The following is a 26,646-nucleotide window of genomic DNA, read 5'->3' on the forward strand; positions in this document are numbered from 1 at the left end:
TTGTTCACTCCTCCACCCGCACTTCGCGGAACATGCCCGCTTCCATGTGGTACAGCAGGTGGCAGTGGTAAGCCCAGCGGCCGAGGGCATCGGCGCGTACGCGATAGGCGCGCTTGCTACCGGGCGGCATGTCGATGGTGTGCTTGCGCACCATGAAGTTGCCCTGCTCGTCTTCCAGATCACTCCACATCCCGTGCAGGTGGATCGGGTGGGTCATCATGGTGTCGTTGACCAGCACGATCCGCATGCGCTCGCCGTAGTTGAGACGCAACGGCTCGGCATCGGAGAACTTCTCGCCGTCGAACGACCAGGCGAAACGTTCCATGTGGCCGGTCAGGTGCAGCTCGACAGTGCGACCGGGCTCACGTCCGTCGGGGTCGCTGAACGTGCTGCGCAGGTCAGCGTAGGTCAGCACGCGGCGGCCGTTGTCCCGCAGACCGATGCCTGGGTCGTCGAGCTTGGGCACCGGGTTCATGGTCTGCATGTCGACCAGCGGGTTGTCCTCGCTGGCAGGATGCTGCTGCATGCCGGCCGCCCCATGGTCCATCGTCGCCATCGGCCCGGGAGCCATCGAGGATGTACCGTGCTGGCTGTGATCCATGCCGGCGTGGCCGGCCGCAGAAGCAGGAACGGAGTGCTGCATGCCTGCCATCGCACCGCCGGACATCGCCGACATGTCGTGGCCGCCGTGCCCCATCATTCCGTGGCCCATGTCGTCCATCGTCAGGAGCGGCTTCGGGTCAACCCGCGGTACGGGCGCGCGCAATCCTTCACGGGTGGCGAGGGTGCCGGCCACGAAGCCGGTGCGGCCCAGATCCTGGGCGAAGATGGTGAAGGCGTCCTGGCCCGAAGGCTCGACAATCACGTCGAAGGTCTCGGCGGTGGCGATGCGGAACTCGTCGACGCTCACCGGGTGCACGTACTGGCCGTCTGCGGCGACGACCGTCATCTTCAACCCAGGGATGCGCACGTCGAAATGGGTCATCGACGAGCCGTTGATGAAACGCAGTCGTACCTTCTCGCCGGAGCGGAACAGTCCCGTCCAGTTACCCAGCGACGTCGTGCCGTTCATCAGGAACGTGTAGGTGTTGCCGTTGACGTCCGACAGATCGGTCGGCGTCATCCGCATCTCGCCCCACATCTTGCGGTTCTGGATCGTCGCCGCCAGGCCGTGGTCCTGCACATCGTCGAAGAAGTCCCCGACGGTCTGCTTGGCGAAGTTGTCGTAGTCCGACATCTTCTTCAGTCGGGCGAACAGCGCGGTCGGGTCCAGATCGGTCCAGTCGGTGAGAAGGACCACGTAGTCGCGGTCATAGTGGAACGGCTCGGGTGCCAACGGGTCGATGATCAATGCGCCGTAAAGCCCCGCCTGTTCCTGGAACGCGGAATGGCTGTGGTACCAGTAGGTACCGCCTTGCCGGACATCGAACCGGTAGTGGTAGGTCTCGCCGCGGTCGATGCCGTCGAAGCTGAGGCCTGGCACGCCGTCCATGTTGGCCGGCAACAGGATGCCGTGCCAATGGATCGAGGTGGAGTGTCCATGGATCGAGTTGGGCGGCAGCCGGTTGCTGACGAACAGGTCGACGGTCGTGCCCTCCCTCCAGCGCAGGATCGGTGCCGGAACGGTGCCGTTGACCGTGATCGCCGGGCGGGTGAGCCCGGTGAAGTTCATCGGCGTCTCGCCGATGTTCAGATCGAACCGGGTACCCGTGAGCACATTGGGGTTGCCGGGTCCGTTGAGGGCGGGTTGGCCGGCACCCCAACCGCGGTTCGGCCAAAGACCCAAACCCGCTACGGCACCGCCTGCGGCGAGTCCCTGGATGAAACGGCGGCGCGACGCCAGAACCGGCGGCACGGGAACGTGAGGCGAGGAAGACATGGTGACTCCAGATCGACAGATTGACCCCGGCACACAGGCAACGGGATGGCCGTCACGCGCGCGCGACGGTCGGCGGGCTCAAAGGCCCTGCGGTCAATCAGGCAATCGGAGGTCGGATGGGGTGAGGTAGAGCCGGTTGGGCGTGGGCCAACGAGAGTCGGCGCACGCTGGTCGCGTGGAGGAACACTGCGTCGGCTACGACCGGCATCATCAGTGTGACCACCAGGTGTTGGACGCAGGCACAGACACACTGCCCGGAGTCGCAGCAGTCGGGCTCAACTGATCCATTCGCCGCCGGTGTGCCCGGAGCGGGACTCGAGTCGTGACCGTGGTGTGCCATCCCGGCATTTGTGACGTCGGCTCCGGTGTGGCAAGGCGCCGACGTGCCGTCGTGGGCGACAGTCACCGATTGGTCATTGCCGGACTCCGCGTGCGAGCCATGCAACTCCATCGTCGTCGACGCAGCCGCATACCCTGCGCCGTTCAAGACGAGGGTCAGGCTGAGCAGGACACGTAGCAGGATGGCGGGCAAGATGCGCATGCGGCGGATACTTTAGCCCGGACTCTGGGGTGTTGGGTAAAGCAGGCGTGAAGCGCTCCATGCGCCGTTGACGCACGGCTGACGGCCATCCACGGCCGTGCGGTTCTCGCGCCTCCTCCTACGCCGGTACCTGACCGCCAGCTGCCAGACTGCGCCGGTGTGCAGAGGCCGATCTACTGCCACGCATGCCAGCTTTACACACCGACCGGCACCTTGCGTGCGGAGCGTCCCTCCCTACCCCCCCGATAACGGCCGCTAATCCCCTACCCCACAGCTGTCCGCTCTCCGCGGCGGCGGCGGTCAGCCAGTTATCTCTGGCCGGATAAATTATCCCTTGGCCGGATAATTGGGGATACAATCCGGCAAGACATTGATTTGCAAGGACTTCGACGCTCAGTTGGCTCCGTGTGACAGCCCGGAGCTCCCGCAACTTGAGCGGTGCCTTCTGGCCGACTGGCCTTCCCTTGTGCCACGGAACGTGACGAGGAGGCCGAGTTGCCGTGGCAAGCTACGGCTCGGCGGGAGCTCAATCTTGGCGCCTGAACCGAGTGTCCGTTCCGACAAAAGCGGGTGCAACAACGGCAGGGCACACGCTTTTAGCAGGTTTATTGATATTTGCTAATTTTAGCAGACTTCAGCTAATCGTTTGATTTCAGTGACTTATAGCTGGTCGACCGTTCGAGCAGCCGCACACGACTTGCACTTCAGCTCAGATCGTCGAGCGGTCATGCTCGGACCTTCCGAGCCCCATGCGGCCGAGGGGCAGCGCCTCCTCGGCCTGATCGCTCAGGCCGCGACGGCTCGGTCCACATCTTTTTTGTCGATCATGGGAGGCGCAGCTGACCATCACACCGCGACGTCTTCGAGCGCGTGCCTGCCGCGAGCCCGACCTCTTATGCATCCGTGTGACCGTTTGCATAATTATGGAAAAAGCCGTCTTTTTGCATAATTCCTCCCATCGACTCTGTACGCAACCGTCCGGATCGGTGGCTTCCCATCCCTGGAAGACCACACTGACCCAAGGTGGCTTTTCCGTGTGGAAGGCTGACGACCTGCCGCCGACAACGGCCCCAATCAGAGGGTCGGCAGGGATTCGTGTAAAAAACGGCCGAAAGTTACCTAACAGGTTGAATGTACTAACGATTTTCCTTATCGCATCGGCTCTTGTGCATAGAGCGGCAGATCCAGAACCACGTCGCACTCCGAGGTGAGGTGCTCCATAAGCGCGGGCACCGGCGGGATCATGCGGGTGCGACCTTTGGGCATGAACGCGTTGATTCCGCTGCGGTAAAACGCGGTGCCTCCCGAACTGCCGGCCTTGGAGAGCACGATCCGCTTTTGCCGGCCGGCGGCTGGGTTGACTACCGTCGCCAGCGAGTACGCATGAAACCCGCCATGCGCGTTGTAGATGATCATGGCGTCACCTACTCCCGGCGGCTGCGCCTGCAGGTGGGCTTTCACAGTGGTCAGTGTCCAGCCAAACAAGGGATACCCTTGGGGTGCCGGGATCTTCTTTTCACGAGTCATGAGGGTTCGATTCTGCCGCCACCGATAAGGTGTTCATTGGCCTGCCCTCGGGTGCACCAGCGATGCCGGCGCGCCGGCGACCAGCTCGGCGAACGCCTCGGGGTCGACATCGGCGAACTCGGCTCGCGCCCTCGCGCGTGCCTGCGCCTCGCGTTCGGGTTGGAACGCCTGCGCGTCGGCCAGACGAGCCGTCGCGCTATCGAGCGCGGCGGTTGCTGTGGCGGTCGACTCCTCAAGCTGGGCCACCACAGGCGATAACAACTCCTCATCGCCGAAAATCTGCCGGCGGATGAAGTCGCCCAGCGACAGCCGCGCCGCTTTCGCGCGGCGGCTGGCGTCGGCCTTTTGCGTGGGGGTCATCAAGACCCCGACCCGTTCCGTGGCGTGCTCGGGGGTGTTGGCACCCATGTCGGCTGCCCGCATATGTAGGTGTGTGAACATTGGCACATCGGGACGCCGGCGGCGCACCGATCGTCGATGAAGGCCTGTCGAATTTGGGGCAGCTGGTATGCTCACTCGTACGCAATAAGTTCCAGGACTGGGCATGGAGCGCGACCGCTATCCCCTTCTCACCATCCCAGTGCCGCCTGACTTCGCCGAGTACTGTGAAGGCCACGGCGCTTCCCCGGCAGCGGTCCTGCAGGCGTTCATGGCCGACCTGGCGCCGACCGTCGAAAGCGGCACAAGCCTCGACCGGGGCAGAGCCGTCCAGTGGTTTCATGCGATCGCGTGGGACCGGCCGCGCTGGAGTGACGAAGACGTTGACTGACCTCACGACAAGGTTCAACCTCATCAGGGCCATTCGGCTGTCCAACTGGAGGATCCTTCGATGAAGACGAAAGTCTTGGTGGGTATTGCACTGTTCGCCACCACGTTCGCGGCTTGGGCCGCGGCAGGATGCCCGCTGGGCTGCTGCTGATCAGCAAACCCGCGAAAGAATGCCCCGCCGCAAGCGGGGCATTCTTCTTTGGGCGGCGCTGCACAGCAGTGTCAGCGGCCGCATTGCCCGCCGCGAACTATCCCGCCTCGGCCCGGTAGCTTCGCCATGCCGAGCGCAGTACACGCCAAGCCGAACGCAGGAACATCACCAGCAATGCCGCGGCGATGAGCAGGTCGGGCCAGCCGGCGTCGAACAGCCAGACGCCAACGGCCGCGAGCAGGACTGCGAAGCCCTCGAACACGTCGTTGCGCGAGCACTCCCACGCCGATGACATGTTCACGTCGCCGTGGCGATACGGCGTCAGCAGCCACAGACAGATGCCGTTGAACCCCAGGTTGATCATGGCGGCGATGCCGATGGCCTCAAAGATCGGCACATCCGGATGCGCCAACCGCCAGCCGATCTGGATCGCCACCGCGACCGCGGCGCCGAAGATCAACACCCCCTTGAGCAGCGCCACCTTGGCCTTGGCGCGTGTGCTGGCACCGATCACCGCCAAGCTCAACAGGTAGGTGAGCGCGTCGCCCAGGTTGTCCAGTCCGCCCGACAGCAGCGACGAGGAGCCGCTGTAGATCGCGGCCCACAACATCACGGCGAACGTGCCGATGTTGATCGCCAGCACGATCATCAGCACCCGCCGTTGCCGCGCCTCCATGGCGCGGATATCGACGGTGCCGCTGCAGCAGGAATCACCCATCCGCGTGCTCCTTGTGCTTGTCCGTCTCGTGGTGGGCATCGTGCAGTATGTCGATACCGCCCTTCAGTGCGATGCCAGCAACGGCCAGGCCGACGACGAGATCCGGCCAGGCTTGACCGAGCCATAGCACCAGCCCACCACCGATCAGGACGCCGGCATTGGCGACGAAGTCGTTGGTGCTGAAGGTGCTTGCGGCGCGGATGTTCACGTCGGGGCGACGGATGCGCTTGAGCAGCCACACGCAAAGCAGATTCACCGCTGCGGCCGCCAGTGCCATCCACATCATCGTGCCGCCGATCGGGTCGGTACCGGTCAGGAAACGTCGTCCAACGTCGAACAGCACGCCCGCCGCGAACAGGATCAGCAGGACACCCGACACACGGGCCGCGCCGCGCTTCCATGCGGGCGGGCGGCCCAGCGCCAACAGCGTGATGACGTACACCACGCTGTCGGACAGGTTGTCGAGCCCGTTGGCGATCAGCGCGCTGGAGTCGGCGGTCAGGCCGGTCACCGCAAACCCTGCGGCGAGCGCGACATTCAGTGCCAGAACGATCCAGAGGATCCTGCGCCGGCTCGCATCGTCCACGTCGAGGTTGTCGTGGCTCATGCGGCCTCTCCCTGCATGCGTTCGGAATCCCGATGCAGCCAGCGGTAGAGCGCCGGCAACACCAGCAGCGTGAGCAAGGTCGAGGACACGATGCCGCCGATCACCACCGTCGCCAGCGGCCGCTGCACCTCCGAGCCGGTGCCGACGTTGAACGCCATCGGCAGGAAGCCCAGCGATGCCACCAGCGCGGTCATCAACACCGGGCGCAGGCGTCCGAGCGCGCCGTCGACGATCGCATCCTCCAGCCGGTCGCCCTGTTCGCGCAGCTTGCGGATGAAGGCAATCATGACCAGGCCGTTGAGCACCGCTACGCCCGACAGCGCGATGAAGCCGACCCCGGCGGTGATCGACAGCGGGATCCCCCGCAGCGCCAAGGCGAATACGCCGCCGGTCAGCGCCAGCGGCACGCCGCTGAACACGATTGCCGCGTCCTTGGCCGAGCCGAAGGCCATGAACAACAGGCCGAAGATGAGCACCAGCGTCACCGGCACCACGACCGCCAGTCGGCGGCTGGCCGAGATCAACTGCTCGAACGTGCCGCCGTAGTCGACCCAGTAACCTTCCGGGATGTCGACCCGCTGCCCGACGCGTTGCTGCAGCTCGTCGACGAAGCTGCCCAGGTCACGATCGCGCACGTTGGCGGTGACCACCACGCGGCGCTTGCCGTTCTCGCGGTTGATCTGGTTCGGTCCCAGAATCTTCTCGATCGTCGCCACCTCGCGCAGCGGGATGGTCTGCGGGGTGTCGTCTGACCAAGCCGGATCACGGCTGGACTCGTCGGCGTTGATGTTTCCGCCCAGGGGAATGGGCAGGTCTTCCAGCGCCGTCGGATCCGCCCGCATCTGTTCGGGCAACCGCACCACGATGTCGAAGCGCCGATCGCCGTCGTACAGCTCGCTGGCGACTTGGCCGCCCACGGCGGTGGCGACGGTCTGCTGCACCACGCTCGGGTTCAGTCCATAACGGGCCAAGGCCTCGCGATCGGGCACCACCGTGAGCAGCGGCAGGCCGGTGGCCTGTTCGGTCTTGACGTCGGCGGCGCCACTGACCTGCTTGGTCACCGCCTCGATCTGCTCGGCCACCTCGACCAGCGTGTCCAGGTCATCGCCGAACACCTTGATCGCGACATCCGCGCGAACGCCGGAGATCAGCTCGTTGAAGCGCATTTCGATCGGCTGGGTGAACTCGTAGTTATTACCGGGGATCGTCGATACCGCTTCCTCGATCTCGGCGATCAGCACCTCCTTGGGCTTGCGGGGATCGGGCCAGGCGTCCCGCGGTTTCATCATCAGGAACGTGTCGGCCACGTTCGGCGGCATCGGGTCGGTGGCGACCTCGGCGGTGCCGATCTTGCTGAACACCCGTTCGACCTCGGGGATCTGCATCACGCGCTCCTCCACCGCGACCTGCATCTTCACCGCCTGCTCGATGCCGGTGCCAGGGATGCGCATCGCGTGCATGGCGATGTCGCCCTCATCCAGGCTGGGGATGAATTCGCTGCCCAGTCGCGTCGCCAGCAAGCCGGAGACCACGACCAGCGCCAACGCGCCACCGAGCACCCAACTGCGACGGCGCAGCGACCAGGCCAGCAGTGGTGCGTAGCGACGCTTGGTCCACTGCATCACCCGGTTTTCCTTCTCCTCGACCTTGCCGCCGAGAAACAGCGCGACCGATGCGGGCACGAAGGTCAGCGACAGCACCATCGCGCCGGTCAACGCCAGCACCACGGTGATCGCCATCGGGTGGAACATCTTTCCCTCGATCCCGGTCAACGCGAAGATCGGCAGATACACCGCGGCGATGATGAACAAGCCGAACAGGCTGGGCCGGATCACCTCGACCGTGGCAGTGGCAGTCAGGTCCTTGCGCTCGTCATCGGTCATGACGCGGCCGAGCCGGTGCTGCATCTCGCCGAATCGACGCAGGCAGTTCTCGATGATGATCACCGCGCCATCGACGATCAGGCCGAAGTCGAGCGCGCCCAGGCTCATCAGGTTGCCCGACACACCGCCCTTGACCATGCCGATGATGGTGAACAGCATCGCCAGCGGGATTACTGCGGCCGTGATCAGCGCCGCGCGGAAGTTTCCGAGCAGCAGGAACAGCACCACGATCACCAGCAGCGCACCCTCGACCAGGTTCTTGGAGATCGTCTCCATGGTGCGGTCGACCAGCTCGGTGCGGTCGTACACGGCGGTCGCCTCGACCCCGGCCGGCAAGCTGGCGTTGGCGTCTTCTAGCTTGGCCGCCGCGGCCTGCGCGACCTCGCGGCTGTTGGCACCCACCAGCATCGCCACCGTGCCGAGCACCACTTCTTCGCCGTTCTGGGTCGCCGCACCGGTACGCAGTTCCGGTCCTTCGCCGACCTGGGCCACATCGCTTACGCGGATCGGCAGGCCGTTGCGCCGGTCCAGCACGATGTTGCGGATCTCATCCAGCCCGCCGACCTGGCCGGGCACGCGCACCAGGTATTGCTGCCCGTTGCGCTCGATGTAGCCCGCGCCCATGTTCTGGTTGTTGGCAGCCACCGCATCGACGATGTCCTGCAGGGTGAAGCCGAGGGCGACCAGCTTGGACGGATCCGGCGTGATGTGGATCTGCCGCTCGTAGCCGCCGATGGTGTTGACCTCGGTGACGCCGGGCGTGTTGCGCATCTGCGGGCGTATCACCCAGTCCTGCAGGGTGCGCAGGTCGGTCGCGGTCCACGGCGTGCCATCGGGTTTGCGCGCCTCCGGTGCCGCGTCGACCGTGTACATGAAGATCTCGCCCAGACCGGTCGAGATCGGCCCCATTTGGGGCTCCAACCCCTCCGGGATTTGCGATTGGATCTGCTGCAGCCGTTGGGCCACCTGTTGCCGGGCGAAGTACAGGTCGGTGCCGTCCTCGAACACCACGGTCACCTGCGACAGCCCGTAGCGGGACAGCGAACGGGTGTAGTCCAGTTGCGGCAGGCCGGCCAGCGCAGTCTCGATCGGATAGGTGACGCGTTGCTCGGACTCCAGCGGCGAGTAGCCGGGGGCCTCGGTATTGATCTGTACCTGGACGTTGGTGATGTCGGGCGTGGCGTCGATCGGCAGCTTGGTGAAGCTCCAGATGCCCACGCCGATCAATCCCAGGGTCAACACCAGCATCATCCAGCGATGGTGGATGGAGAAGCGGACGATTTTTTCCAGCAGACCGCCCTCGCTCGAACGGGGCTCAGTGCTCATGCGAGGCCCCTTCCTTTTCGATGTCGGCCTTGATCAGGTAGCTCTCCTGGACCACGACCTGATCGCCCTTGTTCAGACCCGACAGGATTTCCACCCGTTGGCCGTCGCGTTGGCCCACCTCGACCGGCTGCGCCTGATAGGCCTCACCGACGCGGACGAACACCACTTCCTCACCGTTCATGGTCTGCAGCGCCGACAGCGGCACCATTAGCTCGACCGGCTGCTGCTCGACGGTGATGCGCGCCTTGACCGCCGAGCCGGGCCGCCACAGGCCATCGGCGTTGTCGATCGTGGCGCGCGCGACGGTGCTCTGGCTGGCGGTCGCCATGCCCGGCAGCACGCGTTCGAGCACGGTCTCGACCGTCTTGCCGTCGCTCATGCGGGTGACCGTGACCGGCACGCCCGCCTGGATGTGCTGGGCGTCGGCGCCGAAAATGTGCAGGTCGACCCACAGTTGCGATAGGTCGGCGATCTCGAACAGCGGCATGCCTTCGCCGGCCAGGCCGCCAACCGAGGCATTGCGAGCGGTGACCACGCCGGAAATCGGCGCGGCGACGCTGTAGGTGCTCAGGCTGAGGTTGCTTTCGATCGTCGCCAAGGTCTGCCCGGCACGCACCCGGTCGCCGACATTGGCGCGCAGCGAGCGAATGGGGCCGGGAAAACGCGCGGTAACCTCGGCGACCCGACCCTCGATCGGCGTCAGCAGACCTTGCACCTCGTGCTCGTCGGCGATCACGCCGGGTCCAGCGGGTTGCACCTCGATACCCGACTTTTCTGCCGTCGCCGCGGCGATGATTGTGCGGCCCTCGTAACTCGGGTACTCCCAGCGCAGCATCTTGTCGCCAATGCTGGCCAGCACCTCGACCTCGAAGGAATGCGGTTCGGGGACAGTGTCGGCCGCAGCCAAGCTGCCGTCCTCCTGCGGAGTGAGGGTGTAGCTCGCGGTCTGGCCACCCAGACGCGTCACGCGCACCTCGATTTTGCCGGCCGTGGCCGGCAGTGGCTCGCCGTCTTCGTACAGCCAGGCCTGGAACCGCGGCGGTGTGCCGTCCTCGGCCATCGCCAGCTCGACCGTGTAGCCGTCGCGTTGGAGCAGGCGGCCGCCGTGCTCGCCAGTCTCGGCCTCTGCCTCGGTGTGTTCGCCGGATTCTTCCGCGGCATGCTCGCCGGCGGCCTCGTTGGCGTGGTCGTCGCCGGACTCGCCGCTGCAGGCAGCCAACGACAGCGCCAGCGCTAGCGCGCTGATCAGGTGGATAGGCTTCACGGGGAAACTCCTTGTTCGGTGTTGGACCCGGAGCCGGCGACGAACGCCTGGCCGGTGAGTCGCTGGATTTCGATCAAGGCGCGCTGGGCATCCAGCGCGGCCTCCAGTTGTTGCTTACGCGCGGCGGTGCGCTCGGCCTGCAAGGTCGCCCATTCCAGATAGCTGGCGGCGCCGGCGCGGTAGGCCGTGCGTGTGGCGGCTTCGGCCTTCGTCAGTCGTGGCAGTACGTCGTCGCGCAGGCGCTCGACCTCGACCGCGGCGACGCGGTAACGGCCGTGGGCCTCGGCCAGGGTCGAGTACAGCGACAGGCCCTTGGCTTCGCGCTCGATCTCCAGCCCGGCCAGTTCGGCCCGGGCGGCGCGAATGCCCGGCTGGGCCCGGCTCGCGCTGCCCAGCGGGATCGAGACACTGCCAATCAGGCCGAAGTCGTCACTGCCTTGCAGCCGGCTCACGCCCACTTGCCAGTCCAGGTCCGGCGTGGCTTCGCTGCGGGCGAGCTGCAGGCGCGCCTCGCGGATGCGCGCCTCGCCAACGAACTGCGCCAGCTCCGGCGTCCGCGCCAGCCAATCGGCCAGCACCGCAAAGTCGGCCACCTCGGGCAGTGTGAGCGGATCACCGCTGGCCACCTCAAAAGTGGGGGCACGTTCGCCCCACAGCGCCGCCAGGTGCTGGCGGGCGGCCGTTTCGCGCTGCTGCGCCCGTGCGCGGTCAAGTTCGGCCCGGGCCAGTGCGGCCTGGGCGGTCAGCACCACCGATTCGGGCGAGGCACCGGCTTGCAGCCGCTTGCGGGCTTCGGCGACGGTGCGCTCGCGCTGCTCGATATCGAACCGCGCGATCGCGGTTTGCTGCTGCGCGGCCACGATCGCCAGGTACCGACGCGCCACCTCGGCCAGCAGGTCCAGCCGCTGGGCCTCGCGCTCGACAGCCAACGCATCGATCCGACTCTGCGCCAAGGTCCGGCGCGCATCGAGCTTGCCGCCGCGCTCCAGCACTGACGCCAGACTCAGGGTGATCTCGGCGCCATCCAGACCGCTGGCCTCGCCAGTGCCGAACGCGTTCTCGACGCTGGCGCCGGCGACCAAGGCCGGGCGCAACGACGCCCGATCCAGTTCGGCTTCCAGCACGTCACGACGGGTGCCGAACAGGCGAAGGTTGGGATGGGTGTTGGCGACGCGTTGAAACGCGTCGTCCAGGGTCAAAGGGTCGGCGGCGTGCGTGGGAAAGGCCACGGCACACACGACGACGAGCGCGGCGAAGGCCGCGAGTCGCAAACGCATGGGGGTTGCTCCGGGTTATTCGAGGTGACGGGGGCCGGCGTCATGCCGGCGGCGCGGTCACACGAAAATCGGAGGCTTGAACGGTGAAGTCAGGCGCGCCTGCAGCGGGATCGGCGTCTTCGCGATCGCCAGGCGGCCGCTCAACGGCATGACGGGGAGCGGCTTCAGCACCGGCAGCAGGGCCGCGGCTGCACCGCAGCAGTGCGAAAAATGCAGTAGCACGTGCAGGGTCTTGGCTCCGCCTTCGTCCTGCTCGCCGGCCGCGGCCAGTTCCGCATCCAGCTCTTCAGCGTGCAGGTCGTGGCTGTGCGTGCCCGAGGGGTCGTGCGCAAGTTCGTGCATCTCGCCAACGGCCGCCATCACCGGCTGCAGCACCAACCCCAGCGCAAAGAGCCCCAGCACGAGAACGCGCAGGAGCGGCAACCAGCGGCGGGGGCGAAAACGGGTCATGGTCGCGCAGGGTACCTGTGGACGACGGCGTTACACAATTTCGTCGTGGTGTGCCCCCGGTCGGGCTCGAACCGACACTAGCCGCTTATCTGGCGCTTACGGGATATAAATCCGCTGCTCTACCCATTGAGCTACGGGGGCGTGATCCGGATCTCAGATCACGCCGGTATTCGATGGTCGATGGGCCGTCGAGCGAACATGCGCTGAGCGTATCTCATGCCGCCCGAGGGGGCTACAGGGCAAAGGCGCGCTCCAGTTCGCGGCCGTGGCACCGCTTGTACTTGCTTCCACTGCCGCACAGGCACGGCTGGTGTTGGCGCAGCCCCGATAACAGCGCGTGGGCCAAGAACGCCTGGCATCTTGGGCCCGATTCTGGACAGGGAAAGCGACCCCGACTGGTGCTCCGGGTACAAGCATGGCCCTCATCGCCGGTAAGGACGGGGCATAGCCTTTGCCACGACCCCCGAAGGGATCTCACGCCTGCCCTTCCCTTTGCAAAGCGAGGATTACGCGGCTTGGCGATGCTCGTAGTACGGGTGCTGCTTGTCGTCGAAGATCGCGTACAGCGCTTCCAGTTCACCCGCCTTGGGGTCAGCCATGCGTGGGCTTGATGTGATGATGGTCCGGTCGTGCCCGGCCGCGGCCACCTCCGGCTCGGGGTCGTCGGTGATCGCGGCGAATGACAGCAGTTCGTCGTTACCAGCAGACCAACGCGACCAAAGGCAGGCGATCCGCATTGGTTCGCCAGCTCGGGGAGCGAACTCCAGCACGGCATTGCCCTCCGGCGTCTCGACGTTCTCGTAGAAGCGGTCCGCAATCAACACCGCGTGGGAGTGCTGAAGAGCGGCTTCCAGAAGCCTTCGAGGCTATCGCGCCGGGCGTTGTAGGTGCCAGGGAACTTGCGGTCGTAGAACTCCGGCTTGCCCGCCGGCCGGCATTGGTAGCGCATGGGCTTGATCACTCGCCCGCCGTCCTCCCAGACCATCGCCGGGGCGTACATGCCCGGGTAGATGCGCGAGTCGCGCGGCTGGTCGTCGGTACGCTTCAGGTTGGCAAACGTTCCTTGATCTGCTCGACCTTGTTGCCGGCAATGCGTCACGTACGCGTGCGCTTTTTGAGTCATTTGGTGCCGTTGCGCTGGTCCTCGAGTTCTCGTATCAATCGGCGCTGATCGGCAGCCGTGAGATCTGCCCACAGGAGCAAAAGCTTTGCCAGCTGTTCGTCTTCGGCGAACAGGAATGGCACCGGTACCCGTAGCACATTGGCCAGCCGCTTGATGGTGTTTAGGTCAGGCATATGCCTACCGCGCTCGTACTGATTGACTCTCGGACTTGCTCCTGACGGATCGAATCCGGCGCGTCGCCCAAGCTCCGCTTGGGAAAAAGCGGCGCGCTCGCGCGCTTGGGACAGCCGCATCGAAAATACCGAGCGCTCTTGGGCGACCTTGGTCACTCTCACTTCCTTCGGGTGTGAACCGTCAGGCTGCGAAAGATCGCCCCACAGCGATACTAAGGTATCCTTAGATACATCTCAACATGAGAGATCTCCCACTATGGGCGCGGATGCACCTGCCGCTGTCCTAAGCATTGCCTTATCCGGATCGAGCCTGGAGGTGCCCGTCCGGGCCGATGTAGCCGAGCAACTCATTGAGCGGGGCCATCAGGAACTCGCGAGACTGGGGGATCAGCGACTTGGCGAGCTATTGGCGTACCGGCTCTTCGGCGTACTAGTAGATCCGCCCAATCGGGATAATCGACCACCAACCGACGCGCAGCTGAAGTACGCCTTTGACTTGGCCGCTCGATATGGATTGGAGATACCACCGGAAGCACTCAAGATACGGTCAGCCATGGGACGATTCCTGTCGACCCACGCGGTGTCGATCCGCTCTATACATCCAAAGTCTGGTGACGGTGGCAACTGACCGGACCTTCCACAACAGAAGCGCAGTCCGAACACTGCCTAGCCGATCGGCGGCCAATAGAGGTCGCGTTGACCGCTCCCGTCGCAAATTCAGCCAGTGCTGTGAGCCAGTGACTTAGCTATCGGGAACATTGGCCGGGATCGCTTGGAGGTCACTGATGAGGCCATCCAGACGGGAACACAACGAGGCAATGGTGTCGGGCATGGGCTCAGCGCATTCAAACTGCTCAATTTGCCATCGAACATGCACCAACTGCCGTACCACTTCCCGGCTTAGGGGTTCTACGGGACCGACCAACAGGTGGAGCGACACCTGCGGATCCCTAAGCATACTCAGAACATTCTCGATGAGCTTCGGCAACGGCGGCGCGGCGAGCAGGCCGTTGCCGTAGTCGCGCGACCAAATCACGCGATGCAGACAGGCGGCCAGCGCTCTCCAGTTGCCTTGGAGCCACGGAGTGGATGCAACTACTCGTGGCAGCAGGTCCCAAGCCGCCTGAGCGGGTGCCCGGTGGGCGTCAAAATCGCCAGTCAGCTCGGCATGGCGTGCGAGCGCGAGGAGCAGCAGAAACGCCTCAACAGAGCCACGCTCGCGTAACAGCTGGCAGTGACGACGGCTCACCGCAACTGGAACCACCAGCGGATCATCTGCGACTGGCAGACCGGCCTCCTGACGGAGGGCGCCGGGGGCGTTGGCAATCTGTGTTTGCAACCAGTTCAGAGGTGGGGTCTCGAGACTCGCGAGACGCACCAGTGGGTGATTGACGTAGTGGTTTAGATCCACCGCGCCGTTCGTCGCGTCGAAGACCCCCACGTTTTGACCGAGTGGACGGCAGGCGCCCGCGCACCCACCCCGCCAGGACGCCACTCGACGAAGCTTCGTCAGACTGCTTTTTGAAGCCTATGCGGAGCTCGAGCGCCTCGAGACTCGACGGTGGCAGATGGGATTGCCGAGGAAAGTCCATCCGCAAAAAAATCGGCAACTGCACGTGCGGACCAGCCGCCGCGCGCCACCAGTGGGCTGGCGAATCGGTTCATCAGCAGGTGCAGCCATGGCCGTCCTGCTGCACCGGCCAATGCGTCGGCCTGCTGCTGAAACGCGAGGAGGGCAAGCGGATGGATCGCCAGGGACTACCGGATACGGCGCTCTCTAAAGGCTTCGCCCTTTCAACCGACTGATTTGGACGAGCGCTTCTGGGCCACGCCTGTCCAAGTGTCTTGTTGACGTGCCGGTGAAACCACCGTTCAAGCCTTTTGAGCGTCAGCATCCGCTGCCGTAGTGTCGTCTTGGCCATTCGTTGCATCCTTGCGGGCGGGTGTCTCCAGCTGCAGCAGTCCTGCAAAGTTGACGACCTCCGCGACTTGCTCCTCTCCCAAGCCCGTAAAGCCGGACTGACACGCATAGCGTTGGTAGATGTACGTCGCCATCGTGGTCAGCGCCTGCATGGAGGCTTCCTCCACCGGCTCCAGCCCCATCCCTTCGCGACGCTCGGTGTATTCGCTCCACAGGGCTTCAGCCTCTGATGCCAGTCGCCATCCTGCTGCCCATGCCTCCGGCGCCAGCCCCTGCGTGAAACTGATCCGACTGCGGCTCGGGTAGAAGCAGTGCTCATCGAATCGATTGAACGCAAACTGGAACTCTTCAAGGGAGCGCTGCCCGACGAACTCCACCTCGTCGGCCATGAGCCGGGCAGTGATCTGCTTTTCCCCTGCGGCCGTTAGCATTTCACGCTTGAGTTTGAGCTGAGGTTGGCCTACCAACAGCGTGAAGAGCATTACCCGGTGCTCCTGGTAAAGCTCGTTTTGAATCGACATCAGGATCTCTAAATGCAGCGTCTCCAAGCGTTGGGCATCATCAAGCACTAAGATGACTTTTCTTACTGGGCATCGTCGAGCCAACATCAGAAAGCGGTTGAGGATTAGTTGCATCTTCTGATCTTTGGTGCCCCGCTTAGGTGGAGCAACTCCCAATGAACGCAGCATCTTGTCCAGGAAGTCGCCCTCCCGAACAGTGTCGTGCTTGCGGACACAGTGAAGCACCACTGCGATCTTGTAACCGAGTACATCACCGAGGTACCGCTTGATGAACTCCGCACACTGCGACTTTCCCAAGCGGCGTTGCCCATAGATTATCGCGCCGGAAAAATTAAGCGTGATCCACCCCACCAGACTCGCCATGATGCGCTCAATGGGCCGAGTGAGGATGAGATAGTCATTCCTCGCAATTGGGTGCACGGCTTTCATGGGTTACCCTTTGAGCTTGTCACCGAGCACGCGATCGAGGTTCAGTACGCGAGGAGTCGCCACATCGGCGATAAGCCTGGGAGCCGCCCTGCGTTCCGCCTTCTGCGAAACCCTCGACGCCCCCGCTTGCTGGCGGAGCAGACCATTATTATTGGCGACCTGAGCCCTTTCGGGTCCCTTTCGACGACGAAAGAAGCTATCCACCTGCTCCTCAGGGTCTACCGCTGGATCCCAACAAAAATTACCATCACGAATCTCTCGGTTGAGCTGCTTACGGCGTCTGGCATCGTGAACAAAATGGGCCCAAGGACCCCGGGCCAATAGAACCCCGATGGATGTGCCGTTCAGCTGACGGGCCCTGACCGTGCGCAAGTCATTAAGGTCACAGGAAATGATGATGTCAGTTCCTAGCAGGATGTCACTCGAACGAAGCAAGTCGTTCGTGTATGAAGCACCCGCGTAATTAACGTGGGGCGGGTGGCCGTCGTCGGCCCTCACGGGAACCTGAAGATCGACGACAAGCAGGTTCCTCCAGGAGGCATTGGCAGAGGTGTCACGTCTCGCCAAGACACGGGAAGACTCCTCTCGTAGCGCCTGAAGGGGTGATTTTCCATAGTGTGCCGACGTAGGGTGCGCGTTGTAGTTGCAGATGATAACGTCCAGATACTCCTCAATTTGCTCAACTGTCAGGCCATTCTCCTCTGCCTCCTGCATTGCGGCTTTGCGCTCTTGATTGCTCATGTCGGGCCGCACGCCCGTCTTTAGATGCTGCACATTTCGATGTGTAAGCGTATTGAATAACTGCTCGACCTCTGAGCGGGTCCGCGGCTCGCCGGGCAGCCCCAGGTGCAAAGCCGCGTGGAGCCTTCTGACCACGACTTCGCGGATGTGGTCAGCATGGCCACAAAGCGCATTATCGAGGCTGATGGAGTCGGGGTAGCGTCCATTACAAATCTCGACGACCCCCGAGGGCATGGCCGCCCCAGGCTTGTAATCCAAGCCGTCTATTGCGAACTCTACCCTTCGGTGCCAAGGCTCCATCATGTTGCTCAGGCAGCGGAGGAGATCCAGGCGCGAGGGCTCGCGTTCAATGGAGAAGCTCCAACCGATGCACGCCCTGCTGTCCACCTCAACGGCTGCGATTAGCCAAGGGCGAATCGCCCGTGTCTTAGACCGTCCCTTACGACCTTCAAACCTAACTTGTATGAAGCTATCCAGGCGGTGCGCATCGATTTGAACCTGGCGGTAGAAGACGTCGATTTGTGGGCGGAACGCGCGGCTTACGGACTCCCGGTAGGGCGCGCGCGAGTCGCCTCGCTGACGCGCGATTTCAGCATGCAGCGCTTGGCGATATCCTTCCCTTCCATTGTTTCTCAACGTAAACGGATAGCCACTCTTCCCATTGATCGCGTAAACCGAATTTAGGAATTTGGAATGCTCTTTCGCTATCGGGATGCGACCTGTGTAGCCAAGTTTCGAGTATTTCTCAGCCTGTTTCGCTAGCAACGTTCCCAATTGTTCGTGCGTTGAGACCAGTTGCTGAAAAAGGCCGGCTGCCCCCGAACCTCCTGCTAGCACGTTTTCATCCGCTGGCTTTAGGCGCTCATAGTGCTTCTGCCTACGATACGGAATGAGCGCGTGGAAGCCGCTAATGCCTGCCACCGGATCGATCGTGGCACACGCTCGCAGGAGGCGGTAAAAAGTCGAGGGGTCTATTGATTCCGCTTCACAGATTGACTTGAGTGATTCTCCAGACATGTAGTGCTCGACCGCCCGTTTACGCTTTGCGTATGAGGTGCGGTAGGCCTCGGGCAGCTCGATGTCTGAGGGCGTCGGCCAGACTGACGTATCTCGCCATTGAGGAGCGAAAAGAGCTTCAATCTTGCGATGCATGCTCTTTTCTCGTCAGAACGGAATCCCAAGAAATTCCTTGGGTCCAGTCGATGTTCAGGTGTCCAGTTCGGACCAGGTGAAAGATCGCGCTCTGCACGACGTAGGGATTTGCCCCCGCGCGCGAGCACGCCTCTCGGACGCTGCGCCCCTCGGCCGGCCAGTTCTTAAGCAAGGCACTGCACGTTAATTTCAGCCCGTCTTGCAGGCTCGCTGCCACGGCGTATGGATGGGCCTGCTCAAGACCCAGGAGCAATGCACGGCGACCCCAAGCCCAATGAGGCGTAATCCGCCCCCTACTCTCGTCGATGGCTACATAGCCATTCTCAGTAAGTGCCCAAGCATTAGGTGCCACCCTTGCTGTCACCTTCGCTTCTGGGGCTACGTCCAGCAATAGTTCGCTGCCGGCGTACACGACCCAGAAGTCGGCTAGCGCATCATTCGGGTTGCCCGGGTCACGGGGACGCTCAACATACGTACGTACGTCCGCCGCCCAGTCCAGCCACAGCCCCAACCAATAGCAGCGAGCCTGAACGACGACCTCTCTAGCCAGCTTTGCACTGTAGTAGACGCACACTGGGAGAGACCGTCGCTGCTGCAACGTGAGCTCAACCCTGAGAGGATCTGGACGAGCATTCACCCCATGGGGGCATTCTCCGCTCTCGGCGCCCTCTGTATAGTACTTTCAGCTGCTCAACTCAACACCTGAATTTCACCAGTTCGCTTCTTTGCTGCAGATTAATCAAGCACTTCCTAGTTCCGATACTTGGCGCATTTCGGTGCGCATCCACCGGCTGACGTTAAACTCTCCGGGCATGGCTACCCGGGCGCTTCTGCTACGTCTACTGCTTGCGTTCGCGTTGGTCTTCAACGGAACGGGGACGGCCGTGGCGTCGGCGGCGATGGAACTTGCACACGCCGACGTCCAACCGCACCTGCAAGCGCCGGCGGCGCCGCCTGGCGACGGTCAGGCACCCTGCCACGGCGGGAATGCCAATTCCGCTCAGGTTGCAGCCAACGACGGCGGCCCCGCGGACTCCAACTGCTGCGATCCGGACCGTTGCGATTGCACCGGGGTCCAGAGCCCCTCGCTCTTCGTGCTGGATGTCCGGTTGCCACCTTCCGGTCCCCCGCGGATTGTTTCCATACCGGCACTGCGCATCGACCATGTGCCGCCGCTCCTCGCAGGTTTGATCCGACCTCCAATCGGCTGACGATGGGCGCCGCAGGGCGCCACCCGTGGCTCGCTTCGGGCCACTCGCACGCCTTGTCTGCCAAGGCGGACCCATCGCGCAATCGATCGCAGCTTGAGGTTTTTTCATGTCATTCCGTTTTCCCGGTCCGGACTCCGAGTCGGTCCGTTCGCCCATGCGCCGCCGCTTCGTCCAGGGCATCGCCGCCGGTGGCGCCGTCGCCGGCCTGGGGCTCTGGTCGCGTCCCTCGTGGGCACTGCGATCTCCGGGCCAGGCTGAAGTCCTGAGCGGTACCGAGTTCGACCTGGCCATCGGCGAGACGCCGATGGACTTCACCGGCGTGGTCCGTCCCGCGGTGACGGTCAATGGTTCCCTGCCCGCACCGACGTTGCGCTGGCGCGAGGGCACCACGGTCAACCTGCGGGTGTCCAACCGTTTGCCGCCCGGCTCCATCCACGGCCATTCCACCTCGATCCACTGGCACGGCATCCTGCTGCCGGCCAACATGGACGGCGTGCCGGGCATCAGCTTCGACGGCATCGACCGTGGCGAGAGCTACCAGTACCGTTTCGACGTGCGCCAGGGCGGCACCTACTGGTACCACAGCCATTCGGCGTTCCAGGAACAGGCCGGGCTGTATGGCGCGCTGATCATCGATCCGCTGGAGCCCGAGCCGTTCACCTACCACCGCGATTACGTGGTGCTGCTGAGCGACTGGACCGACCTCGACCCCGCCCGGCTGTTCGCCCGGCTCAAGCAGATGTCCGACTACGACAACCGGGCCAAGCTCACCGTCGGCGACTTCCTCGCGGACGTGCGCCGGCACGGCCTGTCGGCGACGTTGCAGGACCGGGCGATGTGGGGCGGGATGAGGATGACGCCGACCGACCTGTCGGACGTCAACGCCAACACCTACACCTACCTGATGAACGGCACCACGTCGGCCGGCAACTGGACCGGGCTGTTCCGCCCGGGCGAGAAGGTGCGGCTGCGCTTCATCAACGGCTCGTCGATGACCCATTTCGACGTGCGTATTCCCGGCCTGAAGATGACGGTGGTCGCGGCCGACGGCCAGTACGTGCATCCGGTGAGCGTCGACGAGTTCCGCATCGCCGCGGCCGAGACCTTCGACGTGATCGTCGAGCCGTCCGGGCAGGATGCGTTCACCGTCTTCGCCCAGGACCTGGGCCGCACCGGCTTCGTGTCCGGCACGCTGGCCGTCCGCGAAGGACTGCGCGCCCCGGTGCCGGCCGTTGACCCGCGCCCAGTCCTGACGATGGGCGACATGGGACATGGCGCGCATGGATCCGGACACGGCGGCCATGGCGCCGCCGCGGCGGGTTCCGCAGCTTTGGACCCTTCGACCATGGACCACGCTGGCATGGGCCACGCCGTCGCCGGCCATGGCCAGCACCACCCGTCGCCAACGGAAAGCACGACGGCGAGCGGAACGCAGCGCCACCCGCCGTCCGAATCCGGCAACCCGCTGGTCGACATGCAGACGATGAACCCGGCGCCGAAGCTCGGCGACCCCGGCATCGGCCTGCGCGACAACGGCCGACGCGTGCTGGCCTACGCCGACCTGCGCAGCACCTTCGGTGACCCGGACGGCCGTGAGCCCGGCCGCACCGTCGAACTGCACCTCACCGGCCACATGGAGCGTTTCGCCTGGTCGTTCGACGGCATGAAGTTCTCGGATGCCGAGCCGCTGCGGCTCAACTACGGCGAGCGCATGCGCATCGTGCTGGTCAACGACACGATGATGACCCACCCCATCCACCTGCACGGCATGTGGAGCGACCTCGAGGACGAAGACGGACGGTTCCTGGTGCGCAAGCACACCATCGACATGCCACCCGGTACCCGCCGCAGCTACCGCGTGCGCGCCGACGCGCTCGGTCGCTGGGCCTACCACTGCCACCTGCTCTACCACATGGAAGCGGGAATGATGCGCGAAGTGAGGGTGGACGAATGAAGCCGATGCCCCCCCTGCCCCGCAAGCGCTTGCCACTCGCCGTGGCACTCGTCCTGTGCGCCGTCCTGCCGGTACGGGCACAGGACCAAGCAGCGCATCTCCATGGCGATCACGGGAACGCGCCCGCTATCGCCGGTGCTGTCGAGGCATCCCCGGCGATGCAGCCCGCCGATTCCCATGTCGATCACCATCCGCCTGCCGCCAACGCGTCGACGCCGGTGGATCCACACGCCGCCCACCGGACGGCGACGCAGGCGCCGGGAACGCATGCCGGCGGCCGTTCCGCGCATCACCCGCCCAACGGCGCCGCGCTGCAGGTCGACCATGCGGCGATGAGCCACGGCAGCCACGGGGAACAGGCCGCGCCATCGCCCGACCTGCCGCCGACGGCCGCGCCGATCACGCCGATCCCGACGCTGGATACCGCCGACCGCGCCGCGGCCTTCCCGCCCACCCACGGCCACACCACGCACGACAGCCGCGCGTACCGCTTCGCCATGCTGGACAGGCTGGAAACCAGCGACGCCGGCAATGCGTTGTCGTGGGAAGGCAGCGGCTGGTTCGGCACGGACCTGGACCGCCTGTGGCTGCGCAGCGAGGGCGAACACGTCGACGGGGATCTCGAATCGGCCGATGTCGAGATGCTGTACGGCCGTGCGGTGGCGCGCTGGTGGGACGCGGTTGTCGGGATCCGCCACGATTTCGGCGAGCGTCCGTCGCAGACGTTCATCGCGGCCGGGGTCATGGGGCTTGCACCGGGGATGTTCGAGGTCGAGGCCACCGCCTATGTCGGCAGCGGTGGCCAGACCGGGCTCGCGGTCGCGGCGGAGTACGAGACGCTGCTCACCAACCGCCTGATCCTGCAGTCGGTGGTCGAGGCCGAAGCCTGGGGACGGGACGACATCCGCCGCGGCCTAGGATCTGGACTGGGCACCGTGGAGGCCGGTTTGCGCCTGCGTTACGAATTCACCCGCCGGTTCGCACCGTACGTGGGCGTGGCCTGGGAGCGTGCGTACGGCCAGACCGCGGATCTCCGTCGCGCGGCCGGGCACGACGTGGACGATGCCCGCTTCGTCCTTGGCCTCCGGACCTGGTTCTGAGCCACGCGCACGCGACCAACGCTCCCCTTCCCCACTTCCAGCCAATGGCCATCCGGCCCTGACCGAGGTAACCATGAAGCACACCCGCCTGATGACAGCCGCACTCGCCGTCGCATTGTCGGTGACCGGCACCGCCGTCTGCGCACGCTCGCCGCAACACGATGCCACGGCGCAGCCCGCCACCGATCGCACCGCCGCGGAGCCGGCCCCGTCCACTCTGCTCGTCCACAAGAGCCCGTACTGCGGCTGCTGCGAGTTGTGGATCGAACACATGCGCGAAGCGGGCTTCGCGGTCGAGGCGCGCAACGTCAGTGATGTCCATTCGATCAAGGAGCGCCTCGGCGTTCCGGCGGCGAAGGCTTCGTGCCACACGGCGCAGATCGGCGGCTACTTCATCGAAGGCCACGTGCCCGCGGCCGACGTCAAGCGGCTGCTGGCCGAACGGCCCGAGGCACGGGGATTGACCGTTCCCGGCATGCCCAAGGGCTCGCCCGGCATGGAGGTGCCCGGCGGTGCGGTGGACCCGTACACGGTGGAACTGGTGGGCAAGGACGGCTCCACCACGCCCTTCGCCACCCACGGCGATTGAGGTCGGCGACGGGCTCGACACTGCGTGGACATCGCCGCCCCTAGGGTCGCAGGCCAGGGGCGGCGATGCCGACGCGCCGAACTCCGTCGGCCTTCAACGGAGAACGGTATGAGCCACCACACCGCCGAACACCGCAGCGCCGAAATGAACGAGTGCATCGACAACTGCACGCGCTGCCATGCCATCTGCCTCGAAACCATCAACTACTGCCTCGGCCGGGGCGGCAAGCATGCCGAGCCGGAGCACATCGGCCTGATGTCGGTCTGCGCCGACATCTGCGCCACCAGCGCCGACGCGATGCTGCGCGGCGCCGACGTGCACCGCTACACCTGCGGCGCGTGCGCGGAGATCTGCCGGCGCTGCGCCGACTCCTGCGCGTCGATGGGCGACGACGCCGAGATGCAGCGCTGCGCCGAACTGTGTCGCCGCTGCGCCGATTCCTGCGCGAAAATGGCGGCCTGATACCGGGCGGGCATCGCGCGCGCTCGCCGCCTCACTTCCGAACAGGGAACCGCATGTCCATCCGCTCCAAGGCCAAACGCGACGCCAACAAGAAGAATCGCCGCAGCGATCGCATCGCGGTGCCCGTGCACACGCCCGGCGTCGAAGCCCATGCCGACCTGCGGGACGGTGACGGCATCCTGCTCGGCGGCATAGCGCGTCGCGAGGGCGAATGGGTGCTGGGGCTGGACGGACGGATCGTCGGCGAATCGGCCAGCGCCGCGACCCTGCTCGCGATGCTCAGGCGTGCGGCGGCGGTGCAGGAGCGCAGTGGCCGCCACGTCTCGCTGAAGTTTTCCGATGCGCTGCGTGCCGCCGCCCATGAGGAAGCCCGCGCGCAGGGGATGAGCTTCGAACAGTTCGAGGCCCGGCTCGATGGCCAACTGCGTGACGCGTCAGGCGGATCCACGCCCGGGTCCCCTGTCACGCACTGAGTGCAAGTAGCGGGTCAGGCCAGGACCGGTACGCGGAGTTCCCGTGGCTCGGCACCGTCGTGTCGAGCTGCGATCTGTTTCGCGCAACCGCCGTCGGCGCGGCCGGTCGGACACAGCATCTGCATGTAGTCGGCATCGAAGTTGAGCCGCTCCACCAGGAAGTCGACGAAAGCGCGCACCTTGGGCGATTGCACCCGCCCGCGCGGAAACACCGCGCTGAAGGCGAGGTTCGGCCCGGTCCAGCCGGGCAACACGCGACGTACCTGGTCGCGCTCGGCGTGGGCCTTGATGGTGACGTCGCACGCCAGCATCAGGCCTTCCCCGGCCAGCAGCGCACCCTTGAGCGCGCCGAAATCATTCGCCACCAGCACCGGGTGGATGCGGTAGTCGACCAGGTCCGTCGCCGGCCTGCCCTCCGCCGCCGCCCCGCCGGCTTCCACCAGCGGCCAGGCAAAGCCGTTGCCGCGGCGGCCGCTGTGCAGACTCACCGCACGATGGTGCTGGAGCTCGGCCGGGTGCAATGGCTCGCCATGGCGGGCGAGATAGGTGTGGCTCGCGTACACCTGGGTGCGGAACACGGCCAGCCGTCGCGCGACCAGGTTCGAGTCGGGAAGCTCGCCGATGTTGAGCGCGACGTCGAACTCCTCGTCACTGAGGTCCGGCAACTGGGTGGTGAGCACCATTTCGACGCGGATCTCCGGATGCCTGGCGTGGAATTCGCCCAGCAGCGGCGCGATCCAGGTGATGCCGACGTCGTACGGCGCGCTGAAACGCAGCCACCCGCGTGGACCGCCCTGCAGCTGGCCCACGGCGCTTTCGGCTTCGTCGAGATCGCGGGCGATGCGCCGGCAGTGATCGAAGTACAGGTTGCCCGCTTCGGTCAGGCCGAGCTTGCGCGTGGTCCGGTGCAGCAGTTGCGCGCCCAGTCGCGACTCGAGCTCCTGCACCTTGCGGCTGACGGTGGTCTTGGGCAGGTGCAGGGCACGGGCGGCGGCGATGAAGCTGCCCAGCTCGATCACCTTGACGAAGATGAGGGTGTCGTTGAGGTCGCGCGCCATGCGTATCCACCGGCCGTCAGGCGACGGCCGGCTCCTCTTCCGGTTTGGCCTCGGTCCGCGGCAACGCCACTGTCCGGGCGGCGCCCGCCGTCGCCATCGCGCCAGCGGCTTCGATCGCCTCCGCCGTGCCATCGCAGGCGCGCATGTTGGGGCAAAGGTGCTGCATGTAGTCGGCGTCGAAATTGAGGCGTTCGACCAGAAAGTCCACAAACGCCCGGACCTTCGGCGACTGCATGCGGCCACCGGGGAACACCGCGTTGAACTCCATGTCCGGTCCGGTCCAGCCCGCCAGTACGCGTTGCACGATGCCCTGTTCGGCGTAGCGCTTGACCGTGAGGTCGCTGGCCATCATCAGGCCCTCGCCGCACAGCAGGGCGCCCTTGAGCGCGCCGGGGTCGTTGGCGACCAGCACCGGGTCAACCCGGTACTCGACGGTCTGCTCGCCGTCGTTGAGCGGCCAGGCATACCCGCCGTTGCGGCGGAACTTCTGGAACGTCAGAGCGCGGTGGTGCTGCAGGTCGTCGGGGTGCAGCGGCTCGCCGTGCTTGCGCAGGTACTCGGTGGATCCGTAGACCTGGCTGCGGAACACCGCCAGGCGCCGGGCGACCAGGTTCGAATCGGGCAGGCTGCCGAGTCGCAGTGCGAGGTCGATTTCGGCATCGATCAGGTCCAGCGATTCGTTGGCCAGCACCATCTCGACGCGCACTTCGGGATGGCGCGCGTGGAACTCGCCCAACAACGGCGCGATCCAGGTGATGCCCACCGAGTACGGCGCGGTGAAGCGCAGCCAGCCGCGCGGGCCGCCCTGCAACTGGCCGACGGCGTTCTCGGCTTCGTCGAGTTCGTGCGCGATGCGCTTGCAGTGCTCGAAGTAGATGTTGCCGGCCTCGGTCAGGCCGAGCTTGCGGGTGGTGCGGTGCAGCAGTTGCGCACCCAAGCGCGTTTCCAGGTCCTGTACCTTGCGGCTGACCGTTGTCTTGGGCAGTCGCAGCGAGCGGGCCGCGGCGATGAAGCTGCCGTGCTCGACCACCTTCACGAAGATCAGGGTGTCGTTCAGATCGCGGGCCATCGATGTGCTCCGAATCGCGCGCACCGTAATTGGCCCGCGGTGGGGACAATTATTCCCCGATCCGGTGGCTAATCAAGCACCGGTCACGCGCCTAGGCTGTGCACCTGTCTTCTTCAGGTCACGTCCCGGGCCGTCCCCATGCGCTCTCTTCGCCCAGCCCAACCTGCCTTCGTTCCGCTGATCACGCCGGTCATGCCGGGCGTGACAAACCTCGCCATGACGGGGCTGCAGGGCAACGCAGGCAACGGTTTCAACGCTGCGCCGCCAAGGGGGCCGGTG

Annotated in this window: 27 protein-coding genes and 1 tRNA gene; 7 read left to right on the forward strand and 21 right to left on the reverse strand. The window is 65.0% G+C overall.

The genetic code is table 11. From position 1 onward, the window contains the following. Positions 1-4: 4 nt before the first annotated feature. The 4 genes from U8331_RS07860 to U8331_RS07875 form a co-directional block, all read right to left on the reverse strand. Positions 5-1,879 carry a copper resistance system multicopper oxidase gene (locus U8331_RS07860; protein WP_036211308.1) on the reverse strand — a complete coding sequence of 625 codons (1,875 nt, stop codon included), beginning with the start codon at positions 1,877-1,879 and terminating at the stop codon, positions 5-7. Between the two features lie 97 nt (positions 1,880-1,976). After that, positions 1,977-2,420 carry a CopL family metal-binding regulatory protein gene (locus U8331_RS07865; protein ID WP_481130507.1) on the reverse strand — a complete coding sequence of 148 codons (444 nt, stop codon included), beginning with the start codon at positions 2,418-2,420 and terminating at the stop codon, positions 1,977-1,979. 1,149 nt (positions 2,421-3,569) lie between these two features. Beyond that, positions 3,570-3,947, reverse strand: a complete 378-nt coding sequence (locus U8331_RS07870; protein WP_481130508.1) for a hypothetical protein — start codon at positions 3,945-3,947, stop codon at positions 3,570-3,572. Positions 3,948-3,980: 33 nt separating this feature from the next. Next, entirely contained in the window at positions 3,981-4,355 is a 375-nt protein-coding gene (locus U8331_RS07875) for a hypothetical protein (protein ID WP_481130509.1), read from the reverse strand. Between the two features lie 136 nt (positions 4,356-4,491). On the opposite strand from U8331_RS07875, the gene U8331_RS07880 reads away from it, so the two are divergent. Continuing rightward, positions 4,492-4,716 carry a hypothetical protein gene (locus U8331_RS07880; RefSeq protein WP_481130510.1) on the forward strand — a complete coding sequence of 75 codons (225 nt, stop codon included), beginning with the start codon at positions 4,492-4,494 and terminating at the stop codon, positions 4,714-4,716. Between the two features lie 247 nt (positions 4,717-4,963). Here the strand turns inward: U8331_RS07880 and U8331_RS07885 are convergent, their stop codons facing one another. The 14 genes from U8331_RS07885 to U8331_RS07950 form a co-directional block, all read right to left on the reverse strand. Further along, entirely contained in the window at positions 4,964-5,584 is a 621-nt protein-coding gene (locus U8331_RS07885; RefSeq protein WP_481130511.1) for a cation efflux transmembrane domain-containing protein, read from the reverse strand. Then, positions 5,577-6,191 (reverse strand): cation efflux transmembrane domain-containing protein, encoded by a 615-nt coding sequence (locus U8331_RS07890; RefSeq protein ID WP_481130512.1) that lies wholly within the window; start codon positions 6,189-6,191, stop codon positions 5,577-5,579. Before U8331_RS07890 ends, U8331_RS07885 begins: the two co-directional genes overlap by 8 nt. Next, positions 6,188-9,367, reverse strand: a complete 3,180-nt coding sequence (locus U8331_RS07895) for an efflux RND transporter permease subunit (protein WP_481132924.1) — start codon at positions 9,365-9,367, stop codon at positions 6,188-6,190. The genes U8331_RS07890 and U8331_RS07895 overlap by 4 nt, the downstream gene beginning before the upstream one ends. 22 nt (positions 9,368-9,389) lie before the next feature. Further along, on the reverse strand, positions 9,390-10,655 hold the full coding sequence (locus tag U8331_RS07900; RefSeq protein WP_481132925.1) for an efflux RND transporter periplasmic adaptor subunit: 1,266 nt from the start codon (positions 10,653-10,655) through the stop codon (positions 9,390-9,392). Positions 10,656-10,660: 5 nt separating this feature from the next. Continuing rightward, positions 10,661-11,941, reverse strand: coding sequence for a TolC family protein (locus tag U8331_RS07905; RefSeq protein ID WP_481130513.1), 1,281 nt, complete (start codon positions 11,939-11,941; stop codon positions 10,661-10,663). A gap of 57 nt (positions 11,942-11,998) precedes the next feature. Next, positions 11,999-12,391, reverse strand: coding sequence for a hypothetical protein (locus tag U8331_RS07910; protein ID WP_481130514.1), 393 nt, complete (start codon positions 12,389-12,391; stop codon positions 11,999-12,001). Between the two features lie 51 nt (positions 12,392-12,442). Beyond that, positions 12,443-12,532, reverse strand: a tRNA-Ile gene (locus U8331_RS07915). A 91-nt stretch (positions 12,533-12,623) separates the two neighbouring features. After that, entirely contained in the window at positions 12,624-12,971 is a 348-nt protein-coding gene (locus U8331_RS07920) for an SEC-C metal-binding domain-containing protein (RefSeq protein ID WP_481130515.1), read from the reverse strand. Next, entirely contained in the window at positions 12,898-13,215 is a 318-nt protein-coding gene (locus U8331_RS07925) for a hypothetical protein (protein WP_481130516.1), read from the reverse strand. The genes U8331_RS07920 and U8331_RS07925 overlap by 74 nt, the downstream gene beginning before the upstream one ends. After that, the gene (locus tag U8331_RS07930) at positions 13,209-13,514 is read right to left on the reverse strand and encodes a hypothetical protein (protein ID WP_481130517.1); all 306 of its coding nucleotides are present in this window, start codon (positions 13,512-13,514) and stop codon (positions 13,209-13,211) included. Before U8331_RS07930 ends, U8331_RS07925 begins: the two co-directional genes overlap by 7 nt. Beyond that, a complete protein-coding gene (locus U8331_RS07935) occupies positions 13,511-13,843 on the reverse strand; it encodes a helix-turn-helix domain-containing protein (protein ID WP_481130518.1) in 333 nt (110 codons plus the stop codon). Before U8331_RS07935 ends, U8331_RS07930 begins: the two co-directional genes overlap by 4 nt. 586 nt (positions 13,844-14,429) lie before the next feature. Continuing rightward, positions 14,430-15,128, reverse strand: a complete 699-nt coding sequence (locus U8331_RS07940) for a hypothetical protein (protein ID WP_481130519.1) — start codon at positions 15,126-15,128, stop codon at positions 14,430-14,432. 431 nt (positions 15,129-15,559) lie between these two features. Next, positions 15,560-16,558, reverse strand: coding sequence for an ATP-binding protein (locus tag U8331_RS07945; RefSeq protein ID WP_481130520.1), 999 nt, complete (start codon positions 16,556-16,558; stop codon positions 15,560-15,562). A 3-nt stretch (positions 16,559-16,561) separates the two neighbouring features. Continuing rightward, the gene (locus U8331_RS07950) at positions 16,562-18,451 is read right to left on the reverse strand and encodes a hypothetical protein (protein WP_481130521.1); all 1,890 of its coding nucleotides are present in this window, start codon (positions 18,449-18,451) and stop codon (positions 16,562-16,564) included. An 812-nt stretch (positions 18,452-19,263) separates the two neighbouring features. Here U8331_RS07950 and U8331_RS07955 point away from each other — a divergent pair. Both U8331_RS07955 and U8331_RS07960 read left to right on the forward strand, forming a co-directional pair. After that, entirely contained in the window at positions 19,264-19,662 is a 399-nt protein-coding gene (locus U8331_RS07955; protein ID WP_481132926.1) for a CopL family metal-binding regulatory protein, read from the forward strand. A 106-nt stretch (positions 19,663-19,768) separates the two neighbouring features. Then, positions 19,769-21,616, forward strand: a complete 1,848-nt coding sequence (locus U8331_RS07960; protein ID WP_481130522.1) for a copper resistance system multicopper oxidase — start codon at positions 19,769-19,771, stop codon at positions 21,614-21,616. Here the strand turns inward: U8331_RS07960 and U8331_RS07965 are convergent. After that, positions 21,568-21,942 (reverse strand): hypothetical protein, encoded by a 375-nt coding sequence (locus tag U8331_RS07965; protein WP_481130523.1) that lies wholly within the window; start codon positions 21,940-21,942, stop codon positions 21,568-21,570. The genes U8331_RS07960 and U8331_RS07965 overlap by 49 nt on opposite strands. A 6-nt stretch (positions 21,943-21,948) precedes the next feature. On the opposite strand from U8331_RS07965, the gene U8331_RS07970 reads away from it, so the two are divergent. The 4 genes from U8331_RS07970 (at position 21,949) to U8331_RS07985 (ending at position 24,240) form a co-directional block, all read left to right on the forward strand. Next, entirely contained in the window at positions 21,949-22,716 is a 768-nt protein-coding gene (locus U8331_RS07970) for a copper resistance protein B (protein ID WP_481130524.1), read from the forward strand. A 73-nt stretch (positions 22,717-22,789) separates the two neighbouring features. Continuing rightward, complete coding sequence (locus tag U8331_RS07975) at positions 22,790-23,305, forward strand: DUF411 domain-containing protein (RefSeq protein ID WP_481130525.1); 516 nt, start codon at positions 22,790-22,792, stop codon at positions 23,303-23,305. Positions 23,306-23,413: 108 nt separating this feature from the next. Then, positions 23,414-23,767 (forward strand): four-helix bundle copper-binding protein, encoded by a 354-nt coding sequence (locus tag U8331_RS07980; protein WP_481130526.1) that lies wholly within the window; start codon positions 23,414-23,416, stop codon positions 23,765-23,767. A gap of 53 nt (positions 23,768-23,820) precedes the next feature. After that, positions 23,821-24,240: a hypothetical protein gene (locus tag U8331_RS07985; protein ID WP_481130527.1), complete on the forward strand. Its 420-nt coding sequence runs from the start codon at positions 23,821-23,823 to the stop codon at positions 24,238-24,240. Positions 24,241-24,254: 14 nt separating this feature from the next. On the opposite strand, the gene U8331_RS07990 is transcribed toward U8331_RS07985, so the two are convergent. Next, on the reverse strand, positions 24,255-25,298 hold the full coding sequence (locus U8331_RS07990; protein ID WP_481130528.1) for a LysR family transcriptional regulator: 1,044 nt from the start codon (positions 25,296-25,298) through the stop codon (positions 24,255-24,257). Positions 25,299-25,314: 16 nt separating this feature from the next. Further along, entirely contained in the window at positions 25,315-26,367 is a 1,053-nt protein-coding gene (locus U8331_RS07995; protein WP_481130529.1) for a LysR family transcriptional regulator, read from the reverse strand. Positions 26,368-26,646 lie beyond the last annotated feature (279 nt).

Source organism: Lysobacter sp. CC-YZS074, assembly GCF_056739745.1.